General features: G+C 71.4%; 17 protein-coding genes. 6 read left to right on the top strand and 11 right to left on the bottom strand.

What is annotated here, in order from left to right; genetic code table 11:
- Positions 1 to 38 precede the first annotated feature (38 nt).
- The 4 genes from IPK24_16580 to IPK24_16565 form a co-directional block, all read right to left on the bottom strand.
- Positions 39 to 1403, bottom strand: a complete 1365-nt coding sequence (locus IPK24_16580; GenBank protein MBK8077137.1) for a hypothetical protein — start codon at positions 1401 to 1403, stop codon at positions 39 to 41.
- 76 nt (positions 1404 to 1479) lie between these two features.
- Positions 1480 to 3228 (bottom strand): 2-oxoglutarate dehydrogenase, E2 component, dihydrolipoamide succinyltransferase, encoded by a 1749-nt coding sequence (sucB, locus tag IPK24_16575; protein ID MBK8077136.1) that lies wholly within the window; start codon positions 3226 to 3228, stop codon positions 1480 to 1482.
- A gap of 56 nt (positions 3229 to 3284) precedes the next feature.
- Positions 3285 to 4673 carry a dihydrolipoyl dehydrogenase gene (lpdA, locus tag IPK24_16570; protein MBK8077135.1) on the bottom strand — a complete coding sequence of 463 codons (1389 nt, stop codon included), beginning with the start codon at positions 4671 to 4673 and terminating at the stop codon, positions 3285 to 3287.
- 89 nt (positions 4674 to 4762) lie between these two features.
- Positions 4763 to 6331, bottom strand: coding sequence for a leucyl aminopeptidase (locus IPK24_16565; protein MBK8077134.1), 1569 nt, complete (start codon positions 6329 to 6331; stop codon positions 4763 to 4765).
- A gap of 71 nt (positions 6332 to 6402) precedes the next feature.
- Here IPK24_16565 and gcvT point away from each other — a divergent pair, with 71 nt between their 5' ends.
- Positions 6403 to 7548, top strand: coding sequence for a glycine cleavage system aminomethyltransferase GcvT (gene gcvT / locus IPK24_16560; protein MBK8077133.1), 1146 nt, complete (start codon positions 6403 to 6405; stop codon positions 7546 to 7548).
- 44 nt (positions 7549 to 7592) lie between these two features.
- On the opposite strand, the gene IPK24_16555 is transcribed toward gcvT, so the two are convergent.
- The 5 genes from IPK24_16555 to IPK24_16535 form a co-directional block, all read right to left on the bottom strand.
- The gene (locus IPK24_16555; GenBank protein ID MBK8077132.1) at positions 7593 to 9572 is read right to left on the bottom strand and encodes a DUF222 domain-containing protein; all 1980 of its coding nucleotides are present in this window, start codon (positions 9570 to 9572) and stop codon (positions 7593 to 7595) included.
- Between the two features lie 87 nt (positions 9573 to 9659).
- Positions 9660 to 10511 (bottom strand): DUF3626 domain-containing protein, encoded by an 852-nt coding sequence (locus IPK24_16550; GenBank protein ID MBK8077131.1) that lies wholly within the window; start codon positions 10509 to 10511, stop codon positions 9660 to 9662.
- Positions 10512 to 10540: 29 nt separating this feature from the next.
- A complete protein-coding gene (locus IPK24_16545; GenBank protein MBK8077130.1) occupies positions 10541 to 11314 on the bottom strand; it encodes an adenosylcobinamide-GDP ribazoletransferase in 774 nt (257 codons plus the stop codon).
- Positions 11311 to 12117, bottom strand: a complete 807-nt coding sequence (locus IPK24_16540) for a nicotinate-nucleotide--dimethylbenzimidazole phosphoribosyltransferase (protein MBK8077129.1) — start codon at positions 12115 to 12117, stop codon at positions 11311 to 11313. Before IPK24_16540 ends, IPK24_16545 begins: the two co-directional genes overlap by 4 nt.
- A complete protein-coding gene (locus IPK24_16535; GenBank protein ID MBK8077128.1) occupies positions 12114 to 13112 on the bottom strand; it encodes a bifunctional adenosylcobinamide kinase/adenosylcobinamide-phosphate guanylyltransferase in 999 nt (332 codons plus the stop codon). Before IPK24_16535 ends, IPK24_16540 begins: the two co-directional genes overlap by 4 nt.
- Positions 13113 to 13346: 234 nt before the next feature.
- Here IPK24_16535 and IPK24_16530 point away from each other — a divergent pair, with 234 nt between their 5' ends.
- Entirely contained in the window at positions 13347 to 13559 is a 213-nt protein-coding gene (locus IPK24_16530) for a hypothetical protein (protein ID MBK8077127.1), read from the top strand.
- 60 nt (positions 13560 to 13619) lie between these two features.
- On the opposite strand, the gene IPK24_16525 is transcribed toward IPK24_16530, so the two are convergent.
- Entirely contained in the window at positions 13620 to 14240 is a 621-nt protein-coding gene (locus IPK24_16525; GenBank protein MBK8077126.1) for a DUF3043 domain-containing protein, read from the bottom strand.
- Between the two features lie 41 nt (positions 14241 to 14281).
- Here IPK24_16525 and IPK24_16520 point away from each other — a divergent pair, with 41 nt between their 5' ends.
- Positions 14282 to 15685: a dipeptidase gene (locus IPK24_16520; GenBank protein ID MBK8077125.1), complete on the top strand. Its 1404-nt coding sequence runs from the start codon at positions 14282 to 14284 to the stop codon at positions 15683 to 15685.
- Between the two features lie 2 nt (positions 15686 to 15687).
- On the opposite strand, the gene IPK24_16515 is transcribed toward IPK24_16520, so the two are convergent.
- Positions 15688 to 18210, bottom strand: a complete 2523-nt coding sequence (locus tag IPK24_16515; GenBank protein MBK8077124.1) for an EAL domain-containing protein — start codon at positions 18208 to 18210, stop codon at positions 15688 to 15690.
- A 330-nt stretch (positions 18211 to 18540) separates the two neighbouring features.
- On the opposite strand from IPK24_16515, the gene IPK24_16510 reads away from it, so the two are divergent.
- The 3 genes from IPK24_16510 (at position 18541) to IPK24_16500 (ending at position 20723) form a co-directional block, all read left to right on the top strand.
- Positions 18541 to 18921 carry an iron-sulfur cluster assembly accessory protein gene (locus IPK24_16510; GenBank protein MBK8077123.1) on the top strand — a complete coding sequence of 127 codons (381 nt, stop codon included), beginning with the start codon at positions 18541 to 18543 and terminating at the stop codon, positions 18919 to 18921.
- 99 nt (positions 18922 to 19020) lie between these two features.
- Entirely contained in the window at positions 19021 to 20001 is a 981-nt protein-coding gene (locus IPK24_16505; GenBank protein MBK8077122.1) for a carbohydrate kinase family protein, read from the top strand.
- 29 nt (positions 20002 to 20030) lie between these two features.
- Entirely contained in the window at positions 20031 to 20723 is a 693-nt protein-coding gene (locus tag IPK24_16500; protein ID MBK8077121.1) for a leucyl/phenylalanyl-tRNA--protein transferase, read from the top strand.
- The last annotated feature ends 55 nt before the right edge of the window (positions 20724 to 20778 follow it).

Raw genomic sequence — 20778 nt, 5'->3', positions numbered from 1 at the left:
ATCCCCTCAGCGGGCGGCGGCTCGCCGGCCGAGGGTGATCAGCTCACCCGGACGGTGATCGACGAGCTCGTCGCCTTGGCACCCTTGGCGTCGGTGACGGAGAAGGTCACCTTGTACGTGCCGGCCTTGGTGAACGTCCGGCTCTGCGTGATGCTACCGGCGGTCTGGGCCGTGCCCGTGGTGGACCCGTTGCCCCAGGTGAAGGTGTAGCTCCACGGCCCGTTGTCCGGGTCGGTGAACGTGCCCTTCACGGTGACGCTGCCGCCGACGCGGATGCTGGTGGTCGTGGTCGCCGCCGCGGTCGCCGTCGGCGTGGTGTTGGTGGCGGTGCTGCCACTGACGGTCCACATCAGGGCGTGCATCGGCCCACCGGCCACCACATTGCCCTCACCGACGATCTGACCCGCATCGTTGATGCCGTAGGCCCGGCTCACCGTGCCGCCGGGGGCGCGGCCCAGGTTGATCGCCTTGCCGCCTCGCCAGAGCACTGCGGTGTCCTGCAGCGGCCCGGTGGTCGCCGGGGCGAACCCGACGATGTCACCGCCGTTGTTGAGGTCGGTCACGGTGTGGCCGTACGCCGTGGTGCCGCCACCGAGGGCGGGCAGGTTCTTGCGCACGGTGCCCGTCCAGGTCGCGGGGACGAGCCCGGGGGCGTAGCCGAGGACCAGGCCGGTCGAGTTGATGTCGAGCGCTGATCCCGGGCCGAGATCGGTGAAGGCACCACCGCGCCACAGGAAGGCGTGGCGGTCCATGCCGACCACGGCCTCGCCCACGATGTCGCCGGCGTCGTTGATCCCCTGCGCGAAGGTGGCGTTCGACAGTCCGGAGGCCGCCTGACCGAGGAATCCCAGGTCGTGCACGAGGGTGCCGCGGTTCCAGACCACGCCGTGGTACTCGGGTGGAGCGCCGAAGGCGGTGGACGGCTTCACGTCGCTGCCGACGATGACCCCGGAGTTGTTGATGTCGTAAGCCCGGATCCCGGTGCCGGTGCTGCCCGCGATCGGCTGCAGCGGGACGGTCACCCCGGCGGCGTTCCAGTAGGCCGGGTCACTGAGCGAGCCGTACACCCGGCCCCAGCCCACCGCCTCGCCGCTGTCGTTGAGTGCCAGCGGCGCAGCCAGGGACGACGCACAGCAGGACGACGCGAGCAACGTCGCGGACCCACCGGCGAATCGAGCCTGCTTGAAGGCTCCGGCGCTGTCCGTGACCATGCCGACGATTCCGCCGCCGGTGTTGATCGCCCGGGCGCTCGCGTAGCTACCGCCGGGCAGCAACCCCAGGTCGACCACGGTGGTGGCGGCCTCGGCCGGGGCGATCGACACCAGGGACGCCGCCGCAGCCATCAGGCCTGCGGTGAGGCTCACCAGCGCGAGTCGTCGTGGATGGGTGGTGGGTGGTGCCATGGTTCCTCCCCAGTTGACTGATGCATCACCCTATTCCCTGGGTGACGTGTCAGTGAAACTGGGGAGGAGTCGCGGGTCACAACCCGAGGTCGGCCTCGAAGGCACCTTCCTCGAGACGGTCCTTCATCGCCACCAGGAAGCGTGCGGCATCCGCGCCGTCCACGATGCGGTGGTCGTACGACAGGGCGAGGTAGGCCATCGACCGGATGGCGATGGTCTCGCCGCCATCGGCGTCGCGCACCACGACCGGACGACGCACCACGGCACCCGTGCCGAGGATGCCGGTCTGCGGCTGGTTGATGATCGGGGTGTCGAAGAGCGCACCCCGGCTGCCGGTGTTGGTGAGCGTGAACGTCCCGCCGCCGAGCTCGTCCGGGGTGATCTTGTTGTGGCGGGTCCGGTCGGCCAGATCGGCGATCTTGCGGGCGATGCCGGCGATGTTCATACCGCCGGCACCCTTGATGACCGGCACCAGCAGGCCACGGTCGGTGTCGACCGCCACGCCGAGGTGCTCCTCGTCGTAGTAGGTGATCTGGTCGCCGCTGATGCTGGCGTTGAGCACCGGGTACTGCTTGAGCGCCTCGACCGCGGCCAGGGCGAAGAACGGCAGGAACGACAGCTTGACGCCCTCACGGGCGGCGAAGTCGGCCTTGGCGCGGTCTCGCAGGCGGGCGATCTTGGTGACGTCGACCTCGACCACCGTGGTCAACTGGGCCGACACCTGCAACGACTCGACCATGCGCGAGGCGATGACCTGACGCAGGCGGGACATCTTGACCGTCTGACCGCGCAGCGCCGCCGCACTCGCCGAGGGAGCCGCCGCGGCCCGGGGAGCCGCCGAGGCCGCCGGTGCGGTCGGTGCCGGTGCCGCCTTCGCGGCCTCCTGAGCCGCTGCGGCGTCGAGCACGTCCTGCTTGCGGATCCGCCCGCCGACACCGGTGCCGGTGACGGTGGCCAGGTTGATCCCACGATCGGCGGCCATGCGCCGAACCAGGGGCGTCACGTAGGACGAGACATCTCCACCGGACGCCGCGGGTGCCGCAGCGGGTGCCGGCGCGGGCGCAGCCACCGGAGCGGGTGCCGGCGGGGGTGCGGGAGCAGCCACCGGAGCGGGTGCGGGTGCCGGGGTGGGTGCCGGTGCTGGTGCCGGGGCAGGGGCTGCCGGGGGCGCCGCAGGCGCGGCGGCCGCGGCGGCCGAGCCGCCGACGATCGCCAGGTCCGCACCCACGGGCACGGTCTCGTCCTCGGCGACCAGGATCTTGGTGAGTACCCCCGCGACCGGCGAGGGGATCTCGGTGTCGACCTTGTCGGTCGACACCTCGAGCAGGGGTTCGTCGACGGCGACCTGGTCGCCCTCGGCCTTGAGCCACCGGGTGACGGTGCCCTCGGTGACGCTCTCACCGAGCGCGGGCATCTGTACCCGGCTGCCCTCGGCTCCTCCGGAGGATGCCGGGGCAGCCGCCGGTTCCGGTGCCGGGGCGGGGGCAGGAGCCGGCGCGGCCACCGGAGCAGGCTCAGGTGCGGGCTCAGGTGCCGGCGCAGGCTCGGGCGCTGCCGCCGGAGCAGCAGCGGCCGCACCGCCACCGCTCCCGTCGCCGATCACCGCGAGCTGGGTGCCGACAGCCACCGTCTCGTCCTCGGCCACCAGGATCTGCTCGAGCACGCCGGCCACCGGTGACGGGATCTCGGTGTCGACCTTGTCCGTGGAGACCTCGAGCAGCGGCTCGTCGACCTCCACCCGCTCCCCGACCTGCTTGAGCCAACGGGTCACAGTGCCTTCGGTCACGCTCTCGCCGAGGGCCGGCATCTGCACGGAGTCGGACATCGTGTGGGGATCTCCTTCGAAACGGGTGGTCTGCTCGAGCGGATGTGGTGGGGCCGTCAGGCGTGGGCGTGCAGCGGCTTGCCGGCCAGGGCGAGGTGGGCTTCGCCGAGGGCCTCGTTCTGGGTCGGGTGGGCGTGCACCAGCTGCGCGACCTCCTCGGGGAAGGCCTCCCAGTTGACGATCAGCTGGGCCTCGCCCACCTGCTCACCGATCCGGGCGCCGACCATGTGCACCCCGACGACGGGGCCGTCCTTCGTGCGCACCAGCTTGACGAAACCCGTGGTGCCCAGGATCTGGCTCTTGCCGTTGCCGCCGAGGTTGTACTCGTAGCTCGTCACGGCGTCCGCGCCGTACTTCTCCTTGGCCTGGGCCTCGGTGAGGCCGACCGAGGCGATCTCCGGCTCGCAGTAGGTGACCCGCGGGATGCCGGACTCCACGATGGGCGCCGGGTTGAGGCCGGCGACCTCTTCCGCGACGAAGATGCCCTGCTGGAAGCCGCGGTGGGCGAGCTGCAGGCCGGGCACGATGTCGCCGACGGCGAAGATGCCGGGCACGTTGGTGCGCAGTCGCTCATCGGCGAGCACGAAGCCGCGATCCATCGCGACGCCGTTCTCCTCGTAGCCGAATCCGCTGGTATTCGGCCCGCGGCCGACGGCGACCAGCAACAGGTCGGCGGTCACGGTGTCGCCGTTCTCGAGCGAGACCGTGACGCTGGAGGCGTCCTGGGTCACGCCGGCGAAACGCACCCCGGTCTTGAAGGCAATCTTGCGCTTGCGGAAGGCGCGCTCGAGCGCCTTCGAGCAGGCCTCATCCTCGGCCGGCACCAGCCGGGGCAGGCCCTCGACGATGGTCACCTCGGCGCCGAAGGACTTCCAGACCGAGGCGAACTCGACACCGATCACGCCGCCGCCCAGCACGATCACGCTGGAGGGGATCACGTCCAGGGTCAGGGCCTGGTCGCTGGTCATCACCCGGCCGCCGATGTCGAGGCCCGGCAGCGAGCGGGCGTAGGACCCGGTGGCCAGGACGACGTTGCGCCCGGTGAGCCGGCGCCCGGCAGCCTCGACGGTGTTCGGCGCGACGAGGCGGCCCTCGCCCTCGACGTAGGTGATGGACTTGCTCTTCACCAGACCCTGCAGGCCCTTGTAGAGCCGGCCGATCACGCCGTCCTTGTAGTCGTTCACCTTGCCGATGTCGATCGAGTTCAGCGTGGTGTTCACGCCGAACTGGGCGCTCTCACGGGCCACGTCGGCCACCTCGGCCGCGTGGAGCAGGGCCTTGGTGGGGATGCAGCCGCGGTGCAGGCAGGTGCCACCGAGCTTGTCCCGCTCGACGAGTGCCACGGACAGACCGAGTTCGGCTCCGCGCAGTGCGGCGGCGTATCCGCCGCTGCCTCCTCCCAGGATGACCAGGTCGAAGACGGAACCGTCGGCAGAGTCAGTCACGGGGCACTCCCTGTCGTCTCATGTCATGTCACTGGCATCGGGCCCGCGGGCGCCGCGGGTGTCATCCTGTCATCACCCTGCGGGAACGGTCATCCCCGGATGCGCCCGCTGGGCGTGCGCGCGCCCTGAGCGGCCACGTCCTCGACGAGGGCGAGCATCGTGCGGACAGCCACGCCGGTGCCGCCGACGGGCGTGTAGCCGTAAGGCTTGGGGGAGTTGAATGCGGGCCCGGCGATGTCGAGGTGCGCCCACGGGATCGGGCCGTTCAGTCCGCCCACGAACTCGGCCAGGAACACCCCCGCGGTCAACATGCCGCCGAACTGCTCGCCCATGTTCGCGATGTCGGCCACCGGCGAGTCCATGGCAGCCCGCAGATCCGCGGGCAGTGGCATCGGCCAGAACTGTTCGCCCGCCGCCTCGGCCACCCGGTGCAGCCGGTCACGCAGGCCGTCGTCGTTGGCCATGATCGCGCTGACCCGCTTGCCGAGGGCGACCATCTGGGCGCCAGTCAGGGTGGCGACATCGACGATCAGGTCGGGTTCGGCGGCGACGGCGTCCACCAGCGCGTCGGCAAGGACCAGACGACCCTCGGCGTCGGTGTTGAGCACCTCGACCGTGGTACCGCCGCGGATCGTGATCACATCCGAGGGTCGCGTCGCCGTCCCCGAGGGCATGTTCTCGGCGAGGGCGAGCCACCCGGTGACCCGCACCGGCAGCCCGAGCCGCGCCACGGCGACGACCGTGCCGAGCACCGCGGCGGCCCCGGACATGTCGCTCTTCATGAGCTCCATGCCGGCGGGTGGCTTGAGCGAGATGCCCCCGGTGTCGAACGTGATTCCCTTGCCCACCAGGGCCACATGGGCACTCGCCCCGGCGGGGGAGTAGTCGAGGCGGACCAGCCGCGGTGGCCGGCTCGATCCCTGGCCGACACCCATCAGACCGCCGTAGCCGCCGCGGGCGAGCCGGCGTTCGTCGAGCACGGTGACCTTCACGGGCAGTTCGGCGGCGGCGGCCGTGGCGGCCTCGGCGAAGGTCTGCGGGTACAGGTCGGACGGCGGGGTGTTGATCAGGTCGCGGGTGGCCCGGACGGCGTCCGCCACGGTCTGTGCGCGCTGAGCGATGTCGCGGGCGGCGCGCGAGCGGGCCTGATCGGTGAGCACCACCACCGAGCGCACCGGCGCCTTGGCTCCCGCGCCGGGCGTGGTGCCGGGGCGCGTGTCGGGCTTGGTGCTGCGGTAGCGGGTGAACGCGTAGGCGCCCAGCAGGGCGCCCTCGCACACCGCGCCCAGCCGCTCGCCGTCCACCGGCATCGCGAAGGCGACGGTGCGCCGTCCGGCCAGTGAGCGGGTCGCCGCGCCGGCGGCCCGGCGTACGGCCTCGGACGACGGCAGCGCGCGGCCACCTGCCAGGGGGCCGACCCCGGTGAGCACGACCAGCGCGGCGGCGACTGCGCCGTCCGAGGGCAGCCGGTGCACCTCGTCGGCGGCGCCGGTGATCCCGAGAGGTTCGAGCAACGAGCGCACCCGACGCACCAGGCCTGGCGGCAACAGGCTGGTACCGAGCACGCGGGGACCGTCCGGACTCGACCCCACGGCGACGACGAGGGCGTCGGCGGCGACGGTTGCAGCGGACTTGGCAGACAGGGTCACGGTGGCCACGATCGCGACTCTAACCAGGTCGATGCCGAAGGCCGTGGAGGTGGGGGCCTTCGGGCCACTAGGTTGCGCCCATGAGTGAGCACGTCAACGCAGACGGCACCGCGCCGCGACACACGGCCCTGTACGAACGGCACCTCGAACTCGGCGCCAAGCTCGCCGACTTCGGCGGGTGGGAGATGCCGATCGAGTACCCGGGCGGGGGTGTCGTCAAGGAGCACCATGCGGTGCGTGATCGGGTCGGCCTGTTCGACGCCAGCCATCTCGGCAAGGTCGACGTGAAGGGGCCGGGAGCGGCGGCATTCGTCGACTCCTGCCTGACCAATGCGCTGGAGCGGATCGGCCCCGGGCAGGCGCAGTACACGCTGTGCTGCGACGAATCCGGCGGCACGGTCGATGATCTGCTGGTCTACCTGCGCAGCGCGGACGACGTGCTGCTGGTGCCGAACGCGGCCAACACCGCCGAGGTGGCACGCCGGTTGACCGAGCAGGCGCCCGCGGGGATCTCGGTCGTGAACCGGCACACCGACTACGGCGTGCTGGCCGTGCAGGGGCCGCGCAGCGACGAGGTGCTCGCCGCGCTCGACCTGCCGACCGGGCACGACTACATGCAGTTCGTCGAGACCTCGTGGCAGGGCCACCCGCTGATCGTCTGCCGTACCGGCTACACGGGGGAGCGCGGGTACGAGTTGCTGCCGCCCTCCGAGATCGCGGTGGCGGTGTGGGACGCGGTACTGGCCGAGGTGAGGCGCCAGGACGGGCTGCCGGTCGGCCTGGGGGCACGCGACACCTTGCGGACCGAGATGGGGTACCCGCTGCACGGGCATGAGCTCTCGCTCGACATCACCCCGGTTCAGGCCCGCGTGGGCTGGGCGGTCGGCTGGCGCAAGCCGGCGTTCTGGGGCCGCGAGGCGCTGCTGGCCGAGAAGGAGCGTGGACCGGCGCGCGTGGCCCGCGGGCTGCTGGCGCTCGAGCGGGGCATCCCGCGCGCCGACATGACGGTGCTGGCGCTGGACGGCGCCGACGGCTCGGCCGGCAGCGTGATCGGCCGGACGACGTCCGGCACGTTCTCGCCGACCCTCGGTCAGGGCATCGCGCTGGCACTGGTCGACCCCTCGGTGCCGTTGGACAGCGAGGTGGCACTCGACGTCCGCGGCCGCTCGGTGCGATGCCGTGTGGTGAACCCGCCGTTCGTGAAGACGCAGGTGCGCGAGAGCTGAGCCAGGCGGCACCGTGGTGATCACAGTGCTCATCGCAGCGGTGATCACCATGGTGGGTGTTCGGTATCGGTGGTGATGGTGCGCCCCGCGGGGGTGGTCCACCGGGTGATCACGGGTGAGGCTCGGCCACGGATGGTCGTCGAGCCCGGTCGAGGCCGGGGGATCACGAGGTGGGGGGTGAAGCCACGATCACGTAGCCGATGATGATGCGCGCACAGCGGCTGCAGGTTGCACTCGCAGGTGACTCCGCCCTCGCCGTGTGGCACCCGGTGATCGATCTGGCAGGTCATCGCCTGGCGTCGACATCCCGGGAAGGAGCAGCATTGGGCGCGGGCCTGGACCAGTTCGCGCAACAGCCCGGTCGCGGCGCGGACCAACGCCAGCGGCGCGCGGCCGATGCCGAGCACGGTGCCATGGGTCGGTGAGCCCTCGGTGTCATCGATGATCAAGCACCGGTAGGTCGCCTGCAGACTCATCCGCTGCAGGGCGGCAAGGAGCTCTCGGACTGTGCCCTCACTGACCGGGCCATACCCAGCGACCTCACTCACCCCGTACCCGCCGAGCACGACCGACAGCGGGACGGTGACATGGATCCGGGCGTCGGTGAAGCGCTCGGTAGGGTTGGGGCCCCGGCACGCTGTGGTGGCCGGCGCGTCCGACGGACCGGGTGGAACCGGTTGCGCGGGATCGGGTTTCGTGGGAGCTGGTTGCGAGCCCGAGGCGGCCGCAGAGGGAGGACCATCGGACGGCGGCCGGTCGGGGTAGGACGCCCGAGGTGAGGCGACCCTCGGATCGGCCGAGCCACCCGGACGGGTCACGTCCCATACCGGAAGGCCCGAACAGGGTTCGCCGTCGGGCTCACCCGCGACATCCGAGGCTGACCCCTCGTCCGAGGTCTGGTTCTGGTCTGGCTCCGGGTCTGGCTCTGGGTCGAGCGCCGCGGCGATCAGGTCGAGCACCACATCGGCGCGGCGGGCGGCCGGCAACCGCTCCTGACCGGGCTCGTCGACCGCCGCGGCCGCCAGCGCCTCGACGATGATGCGGGCGGTCTCGATGTCGGCCACCGACGCCGTGACGGCCATCCGGCCCATTCCGCGACCCGCGGACCGGAACGAGACCCCCCGATGATCCAATGCCTCCCGCGCCTGTTGTGCGTAGGCTTCGGGGTCCACCCGGGCGATGGCGCGATCCAGCCAGACTCGCAGCTGCGCCATCGTCAACGACAGGGCCTTGACCAGCAGCGACGGTTCCAGGCGGGTCAGCATGTCGGTGGTCAGGTGCAGGGTCTTCTCGTGCACCATCCGCGCTCGATCGAGATCGACCCGACCCGCCGCGACCAGATGCCAGAGGCCCGGAAGGCGGGTCGGCAGCGCCCGGACCGTATCGATGCGCGCCGTGACCAGGTACTCCGAGACGACGCACGCGGTGGCCGTCTCGGCGACTGCTGCCCTGAATCCCAGATCTCGCGCCCACGGCCGCTCCGGGTCGGCGGCGTCGGCGGAGTCGGCCTCACACCGCCGCGCCAACTCATCGGCGGCCAGGGTCGACGCCAGACCCGCCCAGGCCGCCACTCGGTGAGCAGCCGTGGCCAGTTCGACCAGGACCGGGTTCGACAGGTCCGCGATGCACCCGGCATCCACGCGCGGATCGGTGGTCGTGGGATCGGTCATGGCGGACAAGTCACCGACGGCTGCGGCTACTGCCACTGCCAAACGGGCGCCCGGTTCGCCCCTCAGGGCGGCGGCCAAGCCGGACGCCCCGGCACCCGCTGCCTCCGAGCCCGCTGGCTCTGCATCCGTGGCCTCGGTGGCCAATCCCTCGGCGTCCCGCTCGATCCGTACCCGCAGCGACAGGCGCGCGCACCGCGCGGTCAACTCCTCCAGGCGTCCCTCGGCCCACTTCTGCTCGGCGACCAGCCAATCCAACCGGCGCCGCAATCGGTGGTTCTCGGCCCGCAGGCTCGCCACCATCTCGGACCCATCCGGATCGGGTGCGTCTGTGTAGGGGACTTCCACAGCGGCCATATCTGGACTATAATCGAACACATGTTCGATATCAAGACCACCTTCGCGACCAGCTTGCGGCGCCTGGTCATCCGACTCGCGCGCTGCTCACTGAGCCTGAGCGGTGCCCAGCCAGGCGAGGTAATGCCAAACGCGCTTCAGCGACTGTGGCTCATAGCGTCCGGTACACGCGGCCCGGCCCAGGATGTGAGGCGTCAGAACACCACCCTCGGCGAGGGCGGCGCCCAGCTCGACGTAGCGCGGTCCGCGAAAGTCCGGATACTGACGCAGCACGTCCACTCGGAGGCGGAACCCGTCATGCCACTCCAGCGGGCACTGCAGCAGACGGGCCTGATCCTCGACCTGAGTACCGCGATAACTCGGGTCCAACACCAGGGCCTCCACATCGCGGTCGAACCGGACCGCTCCGTGGACGTGAGCCTCCACGTAGGCGTCCAGCGGGTCCCGCCCCTTGCCCTCGTCTCGCTCGAGCAGTTCGAGCAGTTCGAAGCGGCCGGCGACGGCGAAATGGCCGGGCTCGAAACAGCTGTCGGGGTAGCAGAAGGTCGTCCGCCGCAGCAGTTCAGCAGTGAACCGAAAGTGCGCGGAGCCGAACCGCGGGGAGCCACCGATCAACGACCGGCGATGGTTCAAAGCCCCGTAAATGGGCCGCCGGACGGGGTCGACGTTGTCGTATGCCCCGCCGAACATCGTGCTCTCCCAACGCCACCGATCCCCACCTGGGAATGCGGTGAGCCCGCCGTTGCTCGTCCCGGTGACGAACTGCGACAGGTAGGTCCCGTGCTGCCGCATGCTCTGCAGGACGGGGATTCCCGAGGAGCTGCGGTCCGGATGGAAGTTCGCGGTCACTCGCAGGGTGGGGTCCAACGGACTCCCCAGGGATCTGGCCGCGACGAACCCGACGGCTCGCGCGTCTGGGGACTGCTCGCTGCCGTGCATCGCCACGATGGTGTCCCTCGACAGCCCGGTCAGCCGACCAGGCACAGCCCGAGCAAGCCCCCGGCCAGGGCGAGTTCGACGGCTGCCCCCAGCACATCGCCGGTCACCCCACCGAGGCGTCGGCGGGCCGCTCGCAGGACGACGGCCGCCGCCAGCAGCCCCCCGGCCACGGTCGCCGCGCTCGCGATCACGGCGTCGCCCGGGGGAGTCCCGGTGGCCTGGAACAGGCCGAATCCCACCAGGGCCACGAGCGCGGTGTTCACGATGGCGGCCGATATCGGCACACTGCCGGCCACCGTGGCGCCCAGGCCCTCGGGGCGAGCCGCTGTCAGGGCCGGCGTGCAGGCCACGGTCAGTGCCAGCCGCGACGTCGCCACCACCACGCCGAGGGCCACCGGTCCGCGGGTCGAGAGCACCTGGTCCAGCGCGACCACCTGCAGCAGCAAGGTCAGGCTCAGGGTCGCCGCGCCCATCGGTCCGACATCTCCGCGACGCATGATGTCGAGCGCGGTCGCGGCGTCCCGGCCCGAGCCGAGACCGTCGGCGGTGTCGGCGAGCCCGTCCAGGTGCAGCCCGCGCGAGGCATGGGCCAGGAACGCGATCGCCACCGTGGCCACCACCAGCGACGACAGGTGCCGGTACCCGCCCAGCCAGGCGATCGCACCGGCCAGGGTCCCGAGAGCCAGGCCGATCCAGGGCGCGAGCATCATCGCCCCGCGCGCCGCGGTCCGGTCGACGACTCGGGGCGCGGGGACCGGCCAGCGGGTGAGGGTTCCGACCGCGAGCCGGAGGGCATCGGTCACTGCAACAGGCCGGCGGCCTCGGTGAGCAGCGGCAGCGCCAGGCGCGCGCCGGTGCCGTCCTGGACCCGGAGGCCGAGTGCGAGCAACGGGGTCAGGTGCAGCGACCCCAGCATCCGCTCGGTCAACACCCCGTCGGCGGCGTGGGCGACCTGCCACCACTGGCTGGCGCCGTACGACGTGCGGCGGGCGATCAGGGCCGCAGCCAATGCTCCGTCGCCGTCCAGCAACACGGGGGTGTGGCGCACACACGACTGCACCAGCATCGCCGTGGCGGCGGCCAGCACCGGGCTGCCGGCAGCAGTGAGCAGCGCTGTGAGGTCGCCGCGCAACCCGCGGGTACGGAACAGTCCGTCCCGCAGGGTCACGACGGCGTCCATCCAGTCCTCGTCGTGCAGGCCCTGCTCCAACGGCCAGCCGGTGGCCTCGACGGCGTCGAGGCCGAGCAGCTCGGCCGCGGCCAGATGGGCCGCGAAGCCGGTGCCCTCGGAGTCGGGCACGGCGAGCATGATCAGTTCGGTGCCGTCATCTGCCAGGGCGTCCGCCCGCGCCACGCCCCAGGCCATGGCTGCTGCGACGTCCAGCGTCGCGGGTAGCTCGTCGAGTGCCCCGGCGATCCGGGTCGGCGCGGGCGCCTGGGCATGGCCTCGCACCCCGGCCCACCAGTCGGCCAGGTCTGCCACCCGGCCCAGCTCCACGTCGCGGCCCTGCTCGACCAGCCATTGGCGTACCGACCCGGCAACGGCCAGATCAGGCTCGGTGATCTCGCGACCGATCACGTCCAGGTCGAGCGCCTCGGCCGTCACGAGAGTGCCTCCATCGATCGGTCGGGCTCCGGCGCACGGTCCAGGTCGATGGCTCGGCCGGCGACCACCACCAGGGTGCGTTCACTCTGCTCGGCCAACCGCCGGGTGAGCGTACCGAGGGCATCGCGGAACACGCGGCCCGACGCCGTCCCGGGAACGACCCCCCAGCCCGTCTCCTCGCCGACCGCCACCACGGGACGGCGGCATGCTCGCCAGGCCTGCACCATGCCCTCGACCTCCTGTTGCCAGAGCTGCGACCATCCGGGGCGATCCTCCCAGGCGCCGCACCGGGTCAGCGCCGTGCCCACCCAGCCGCCCAGGGAATCCAGCAGCACCGGTGGCCCCGGCGTGGCGAGCAGGCGGGCGACCTCGGTGTGGGCGGGCTCGAGGGGCTCGGTGGGCTCGGTGGACTCGATGGTCGTCCACCAGGCCGGCCGCCGCACCTGGTGCCGGCGGATCCGCTCGGCCCACTCGGCATCGCGGCCATCGGCCGCCGGGGAGGTGGCCAGGTACGACACCTCCGGTGCGGCGGCGAGCAGATCCTCGGCGTAGGCCGACTTGCCCGAGGATGCCGGGCCGAGCACCAGAGTGCGGCGCGGCAGCCGAGGCGGCGCCGGGTGTCCCACGCCCACACCGGTGCCGGGTGCGACCACCCGGACGCCCCACAGCGCGAGGCGCTCGACGAGACGTGAGGGAGCGTGGTCGTGCGTCAGGCCGACCGCGATCAGATCCGCGTCCGGGGCCAACGCCCCCACCCTGCGCAGCAATGCCACGTCGTGGGCCAACGCCCGCGGCTCACGGTCACCCAGATCCAGGACAGCGCCGTCCAGACCCGCATCCGCCAGCCCGTCCAGGTCGCTCGGGTCGATCGGACGCCGCGCCCACAGCACGGCGCGGCCGTCGTGGCCGGCGACCAGGCCCGCCGGCAGACCGAGCAGGCGCACGCCGTCCAGTTCGAGGGTGTCCCCCGGAGCGGGCGACAGCTGGTCGAGCACCAGGCCACCGGCGGTCAGCCCGGTCGGTGCCGACCAAGGAGAGGGCTGCGGTGCGCCTGCCGATGCCGACGGCGCTCCGGTCTCGCTCAGGCACGCCCGGCACGTGCATCCCGGGCGTGGCCAGGGGACGGACGCCGACCCGGTCACCACGAACACAGCCGCTGAGCCTAGTCGCCGCCGCACTGACTGCCGTGGCGACTGCCGTCGGGCCGGGCGCAATGACAGCATGGGCACATGGACGCGTGGACATGGCGGTACGAGGCCATCGACGGATCGACGATGACCGGGCCAGAGCTGCCCGACACGACCTTCCCCAGCCAGGCGGACGCCGAGACCTGGGTGGGTGAGGCCTGGCCCGAGCTGCTCGCCTCGGGCGTGGCCGCGGTGAGTCTGCTGCGGGACGGTGCGGTGGTCTACGCCGCGATGAGCCTTCGCCCGGCCGAGTAGTCGTGGCCGCGTAGTCCGTGCCCAGGCTCGGTTGTCTCGGGTCGGCTACTTCGGGTCCGGCTACTTCGGGTACTGGCCTCGCGCCACCTGGGGACGTGGCATGCGGAACCGGCGGTACTGCAGCGCGCGCATCATGCCGTAGCCCGCTGCTCCGGCGGCCTTGTCGCCGAATCGCTGCTCGGTCTCCCGCTTGAGTCGGCGCCGCAGCAGCACGCTGTCGATGATCACCGCCGCCATCGCTCCGTAGAGGATCGCCATCGCGGCCAGTTGCACCACGGTCATCTTGACCATGCTCAGGGCCAGCACGATCAAGGCCATGGGCAGGAAGAGTTCGCCCACGTTGCGGCGGGCGTCCACGAAGTCACGGGTCCAGCGGCGGGCCGGGCCGCGGTCACGGGCCGGCAGGTGGGCCTCGTCGCCGGTCAGCAGAGCCTGGCGCTGCAGGTTGCGCTCTTTGGCCAACGCCTCACGGCGGGCATTGCGGGCGGCCTTCTGGGCTGCCTTGCGCTCGGCCTTGGTGGCATTGGCGGGCACCGTCGAGGCTGCCACGAGGGGAGTACGCCGCCGTTGCTCCGCCTCCCGGCGCGAGGGCGTGGGGCGGCCCTTGCCCGTCGTCTTCTCGGGTGGCTCGCTCACCAGGGGGGCAGCCGGGGTGGTCTGGTTCTTGCCGCGTCCGAACACGACTCCCAGCCTACGGCCCCCAGGGCGCTAGGTTGCAGGTCATGGCCCCAGATGACTCCGCTGCCCCCTCCGGTCGCCCTGGTGGAGCCGACGTGGACGTCGCGGCGCTCACCGCTCGCGTGCACGCTCTGTTACCGCAGGTCCGTGGCGACCTCGAGCAGCTGATCCGCATCCCGAGCGTCTCGGCGCCGGCCTTCGACCCCGCGCCGCTGGAGGACAGCGCGGCCGCCGTGGCCGATCTGCTGCGCCGATCCGGCCTGAGCGAGGTCGAGATCGTCCGGGTGGACGACCCGGCCACCGGACGCCCCGGCTCGCCGGCGGTTCTGGCGCACCGCCCCGGCCCGCCCGGATCGCGCACCGTTCTGCTCTACGCCCATCACGACGTCCAACCCCCGGGGGACGACGCCGGCTGGACCAGCCCGCCGTTCGAGCCGACCGAACGCGACGGGCGGTTGTACGCCCGGGGCTCGGCCGATGACAAGGCCGGTATCTGCGTCCACGTCGCCGCGCTGCGTGCCCTGGGGGAGGCCATCGGCGTCGGGATCAGCGTCTTCGTCGAGGGCGAGGAGGAGATCGGCTCCCCGACCTTCGAGGCGTTCCTGGCCGCTCACCGAGACCGGCTCGCGGCCGACGTGATCGTCGTCGCCGACTCGGGCAATTGGCGGATCGGCGAACCGGCACTGACCACCAGCCTGCGGGGCCTGGTCGACGGTGTGGTGGAGGTGCGCACCCTCGACCATGCGCTCCACTCGGGCGTGTTCGGCGGCGCCGTCCCGGATGCCACGACGGTGTTGATCCGGCTGCTGGACACGTTGTGGGACGAGGACGGCAATGTCGCCGTCCCCGGGCTGGTCGCCACCGAGGCCGCCGATCTGGCCTATCCCGAACAGGACCTGCGCGCCGACGCCGGCGTCCTGGACGGCGTGTCGCTGATCGGGTCCGGCCGGCTCACCTCACGGCTGTGGACCCGCCCCGCGCTGACCGTGATCGGTCTGGACGTCCCGCCGATCGCCACCTCGTCCAACACGTTGCAGCCGGTTGCCCGGGCCAAGTTCTCGCTGCGGGTGGCCCCGGGCCAGGACGGCCGGGAGGCCTTCGAGGCACTCGCTGCCCATCTGCGCCGTTCGGTGCGCTGGGGGGCGCAGGTCGACGTCCAGGTCGGCGAGATCGGCCGGGCCTGGGTCGGTGACGTCGGCGGCGAGGTCTACGACATCGCGCGCTGGGCGCTGCGGACCGCGTGGGATCGCGAGCCGGTGCACATGGGGGTGGGCGGCTCGATCCCGTTCATCGCCGCCCTGCAGCAGGTGTACCCGGACGCCGCGGTGCTGGTCACCGGGGTGGAGGACCCGGACACCCGGGCGCACGGTCTGGACGAGTCGTTGCATCTGGACGAGTTCGCCAGGGCCTGTGTGGCCGAGGCGTTGCTGTTGGCCGCTCTCGGCTGAGCTCAGTGGGGGAGCGACGGATCCTGCGCAGCTCGCGGCGAGGGCACTCGTGCCTGACCCGCGGTCGGGGTCATCCGCCCGCCTCGGCGCATGATCTCGGTGATCTGGGCGGCGGGCAGGGCCGGTGCCCACAGGTGCCCCTGGCCCAGGTGGCAGCCGAACGCGCGGAGTTGCTCGGCCTGATCGCTGCGCTCGATGCCCTCGCAGATGATCTGTAACCCCTGACCGGCGCCCAACGCGACGATGCTGCGCAACAGCGCTCGACCCTGGTCCGTCTCGTCCTGCACGAACGACTGGTCGATCTTGAGGATGGTGGCCGGCAGCCGGCGCAGATAGCTGAGCGAGGAGTAGCCGGTGCCGAAGTCGTCGAGTGCGATCTTGACGCCGAGGGCTGACAGCTGCCCCAGCCGGGCCAACGCGGTGTCGATGTCTCGCACCAGCGAGGACTCGGTGATCTCGAGGACCAGCGCGGTGGAGTCGATCCCGGTGGACTGGGCGGTGGCCAGGACGTTCGCGACGAGTCCCGGGTCGGCCAGCTGCTCGGTCGCCAGGTTGACCTCGACGGTCAGGGGGAACCCGTCGGGGAAGTCGCGCTGCCAGCTGGCCAGCTGCGAGCAGGATCGCTCGAGGACCCAGCCGCCGATCCGGCCGATCAGTCCGGTGGCCTCGGCCAGCGGCACGAAGACCGACGGTGAGATGAGCCCGCGGGTGGGGTGCTCCCAGCGCAGCAGTGCCTCGACGCCGTAGAGCGTGCCGGTCTCGAGGTCGACCAGGGGCTGGTAGAGCACGTCCATCTCGTTCCGGTCGATCGCCCCGACCAGATCCGCGAACAGTTCGGTGCGTTCCCGCGTGGCGTCGTGCATGGTCGACTCGAACACGGCCGCCCGGCCGCTGCCCCGAGCCTTGGCATAGCTCAGCGCCACATCGGCGTTGCGCATCACCTCGACCGCTCCCATCTCCGGAGCCGTACCGGGTGGGGCGGTCTGGGCCAGGGCGACGCCGATTCCGGCCTGGATGCGCAGCCGGCGGCCGTCGACGTCCACCGGTTCGGCCAGTGCGGCGTCCAGCTTGGCCAACAGCTCGGACGGCGAACCGGTGACCCGAGCGTCGGTCACCAGGATGGCGAACTCGTCGCCGCCCAGCCGAGCGATCACACTGCGGCGCGGGGTACAGCGGTGCAGCCGGGCGCCGATCGTGCGCAGCACTCGGTCACCGAGGTCATGGCCGAAGCTGTCGTTGATGTCCTTGAAGGAATCGAGATCGACCATCAGGACGGCGATGGTGCTCGGCTGCCCGGAGCCACCGGCCAACGCCTCCTGGATCTTGTCGGTGAACAGCGCCCGGTTGGCCAGCGCGGTCAATTCGTCGTGGGTGGCCTGGTACTTCAGGGCGCCCACCAGGGCCGTGAGCCGGTCCCGCGCATAGACCACCGCCCGGCTCATCTGGGCGAACTCGTCCGAGCCGGTGAGGGCCTTGCGCTGATCGACGCCACCGGTGGTGACGGTGTTGATGTCCTCCAGGACGGCTCGCACATCCTGGGTGGTCGCCCGGAACAGTGCGGTGAGCAGGTAGAAGACCACGGCCATGGCCACCAGGGTGAGCAACAGCGGGTGCGAGCGATCGGCACGCAACTGGTCCTGCCGCACGGTCAGCAGGTGATCGGTGGCCACGACCAGCGCCGAGCTCAGGCTGGTCGCCGAGGTGGTGAGGTTGACCGTGTCCAGGCTGCTGCGGGCGGTGGGCCAGGTGCCGGCTCCGTCAGCGGCCTCGAGCGCCGCCGAGTACTGCGTGACGGCAGCACTGAACGTCCGGGCCTCGGTGCCCATCGCGTCGTGCAAGCCGGCCCAGGACGACGCGCTGAGCGCCGTGGCGAGATCGAGGCCGAGGCGACGTCCCGCGTTGGACAGGTCTCGGGCAGCCAGGCGAAGCGCGACCGGATCGTCGCCCTGCCGGTGGGTGGAGCGCACGGCCTGGGCGTCCGCGGCGGCGGTCACCACCCGCGGCAGCTCGTCGACCAGCATGGTGATCAGGTAGTTGCTGTCGAGCTGCGGGTCCACCATGAGGTGGGCGGCGTCGGCGACCTGCTGCAGTAGTCGTCGGGTCTGCTTGGCCACCTGATCGGCCAGGACCGCTCGTTGTGAGTGGGTGAGGGCGTCGTCGTAGACCGCCTTGGTCTGGGCGCGAAGCTGGGGCCAGGCCGTGCTCACCGACAGCGTCTCGCCGGATTCGACGGTGAGGTCGTCGAGTTCGTGGACCAGGCGCAGCCACCCGTCGCCCGGTTTCTCACCCTGGTTGGCGAGGTTGCGGGTCTGGCTGAGCTCGATGACCAGTTCGACCAGGGGACGGGTGTAGCGCAGGCCCACCCGTTCGCGGTCGGCGATCGAGATCTGGCCGGTGGCCTCGCGGTACGAGGCGATCATGCTGGTGCACATGGGCACGAGCAGGAGCACGGCGATGAGCCCGAACTTGCCGGCCACGCCCACTCGGCGCATCAGGCGCATGCCGGGGCGCAGCAGGAACTCCACGGGCCGACCTCCCATCCTCGATCATCACGTCGGCCGGGGAGGTCCGGATCTTGATCCGGCGCCAGGGTGACGCAGGATCCGGTCGGGATCCGGTCGGGATCCGGTCTGGTCGAGGCTCCGGTCAGGTTCGCGGGCGACAGGGCGAGCATTGGGCGCCGTGCCGCCGTATCCTGGCTGTGGTCGCGGGTAAGGCTTACCTGACCTGGTCGCCGGTTCGATCCGGCGGCCCGGGAGAAAATCACACAGATCCAGGCATAGTCGAGACGCGACCGGCGTTGAGCCCGACGGACACGTTGCCCCTACCTGCCCCCGGACCTGAGAGAGACACCGATGACCGTGCAGAACGACACGACCCAGATCGCCCCCGAGGAGCCCGCCCACGGTGTGGTCCTGACCTCGGAGGCCGTGACGTTTGCCAGGAAGTTGATGGCCAACGAGGGCCGCGACGACCTGCTGCTGCGTCTCGAGGTGGTTCCCGGTGGGTGCCGCGGCCTCGAGTACAAGCTCAGCTTCGTCGACGAGACCATGGACGGCGACAGCGTGCGCGAGTTCGACGGCCTGCCGCTGGTGGTCGACGACTTCAGCAAGGACAAGCTGGTCGGGGTGACCATCGGCTTCGCCAGCACTCTGCAGGGTGGCGAGGGACTCACCATCGACAACCCGAATGCCAAGGCCGGCGCCGGTTGCGCCTGCGGCAACAGCTTCTGCTGAACCAGCTCTTCGGCGGGTCCACGCCGTCCGCGGCGTCCAGGGACCGTCGACCTCCCGGGCACCCGGCCAGTTGTCCGGGTGCCCGGTAGGGTTCGCGACGTGCGTATAGCCGTCACCGGATCCATCGCCACTGATCATCTGATGGCGTTCGACGGTCGGTTCGCCGACAGCCTGATCGCCGACCGGCTCGACCGGGTCGCCTTGTCGTTCCTGGTCGAGGATCTGCAGATCCGGCGCGGGGGAGTCGCCGCCAACATCTGTTTCGGGTTGGCGACGCTCGGCCTCAGCCCGCTGCTCGTCGGGGCCGTCGGCGAGGACTTCGTCGACTACCGGTCCTGGCTCGAGCGCCACGGGGTCGACTGTTCCGCGGTCCACACCAGCGAGCTGGCGCACACCGCGCGGTTCATCTGCACCACCGACAGCGACCAGGCGCAGATCGCCTCGTTCTACGCGGGCGCCATGAGCGAGGCCCGCGAGATCGAGCTCGGCCCGCTGCACGCGGCCCACCCGATCGACCTGGTGCTGGTCAGCCCGAACGACCCGCAGGCGATGTTGCGGCACACCCGGGAATGCCGCCAACGCGGGTTGCCCTTCGCGGCCGACCCCTCCCAGCAGTTGGCGTGGTCCGACGGACCCATGGTGCGCGACCTGATCGACGGCGCCACGTATCTGTTCACCAACGACTACGAGTCGGAACTGATCCACACCAAGACCGGATGGGACGCCGCCGAGGTGCGTCGCCGGGTGGGCGTGCGGATCACCACCCACGGCAAGGACGGCGTGGTGATCGACACCAACGGCGACCAGCTCCGGGTGGACGTCGTCCCGGCACGCAGCATCGCCGACCCCACCGGGGTCGGCGATGCCTTCCGGGCCGGCTTCCTGGCCGGCCTGGCCTGGGGGCTACCTCTGGAGCGCTGTGCCCAGGTGGGATGTCTGCTCGCGACGCATGTGATCGAGACCGTGGGCACCCAGGAGTACGTGATGTACCGCCGGGAAGCCCTGGATCGGTTCGCCGACGCCTATGGGGCCGAAGCGGCTGCCGAGGTCGAGGGCCACCTGATCCACCTGCGCCACTGAACCGCCCGCCGGTCGGACGGCAGGGCGACATGGCCAGCGGAGGGTCGCGTCATCGGTTCGCCGAGGTGGTGGCTGCGGCCGCACCGGGCGAGGATCTGGTTGCGGTCGGGGCCGACCTGTCGGCGCGCACCTTGGTGGATGCCTACTGCGCAGGGTTGTTCCCCATGGGACTGGGGGAGGCAGGTGCAGCCCCCATCGGGTGGTGGTCACCCGATCCACGCGGAGTGCTGCCGCTGGACGGCTTCCATGCCTCGCGATCGCTGCGTTCGGCGGCACGCCGGTTCGAGATCCGGGTGGACACAGCCTTCGAGGAGGTCGTGGCCGCCTGTGGTGACCCGGCGCGCAGCGGCGCCTGGATCACCCGTGAGATCGCCATCGCCTACCAGCGGCTGCACACCCACGGCTGGGCTCATTCCGTGGAGTGCTGGCAGTCGGATCGGCTCGTCGGCGGGGTGTACGGCGTGGCGATCGGCGGGTTGTTCGCCGGCGAGTCGATGTTCCATCGCACCCGCGACGCCTCGAAGGTGGCGCTGTGGGCTCTCGTGAGTCTGCTGGCCCAGGACGGCGAGCCGCGCCGGTTGTTCGACGTCCAGTGGTCGACGCCGCACCTGCGCACACTCGGTGTGCTCGACATCACACGCACGGTGTATCTCGGTCGGCTAAGGGCAGCCCTGGACTGCCCGGGCGTCCGTTGGCCGCACGGGCCGCTCCGTCCGGCGTGACGAAGCGGCCGACCGCTCGTCGCCGTCGACGGCACCTGCGGCGTTTCACGTCGAG

It is taken from the genome of Kineosporiaceae bacterium (assembly GCA_016713225.1).
Lineage (GTDB): Bacteria > Actinomycetota > Actinomycetes > Actinomycetales > Kineosporiaceae > JADJPO01.
This window is presented reverse-complemented; position numbering and strand designations above follow the sequence as displayed.

Bases quoted from the DNA above. Each gene is read 5' to 3' on its own strand.
- IPK24_16555 (MBK8077132.1), bottom strand. From the start codon at position 9,572: ATGGCCGCTGTGGAAGTCCCCTACACAGACGCACCCGATCCGGATGGG.
- IPK24_16580 (MBK8077137.1), bottom strand. From the start codon at position 1,403: ATGGCACCACCCACCACCCATCCACGACGACTCGCGCTGGTGAGCCTC.
- IPK24_16530 (MBK8077127.1), top strand. From the start codon at position 13,347: ATGGACGCGTGGACATGGCGGTACGAGGCCATCGACGGATCGACGATG.
- IPK24_16550 (MBK8077131.1), bottom strand. From the start codon at position 10,511: ATGCACGGCAGCGAGCAGTCCCCAGACGCGCGAGCCGTCGGGTTCGTC.
- IPK24_16510 (MBK8077123.1), top strand. From the start codon at position 18,541: ATGACCGTGCAGAACGACACGACCCAGATCGCCCCCGAGGAGCCCGCC.
- IPK24_16520 (MBK8077125.1), top strand. From the start codon at position 14,282: ATGGCCCCAGATGACTCCGCTGCCCCCTCCGGTCGCCCTGGTGGAGCC.
- IPK24_16500 (MBK8077121.1), top strand. From the start codon at position 20,031: ATGGCCAGCGGAGGGTCGCGTCATCGGTTCGCCGAGGTGGTGGCTGCG.
- gcvT (MBK8077133.1), top strand. From the start codon at position 6,403: ATGAGTGAGCACGTCAACGCAGACGGCACCGCGCCGCGACACACGGCC.
- sucB (MBK8077136.1), bottom strand. From the start codon at position 3,228: ATGTCCGACTCCGTGCAGATGCCGGCCCTCGGCGAGAGCGTGACCGAA.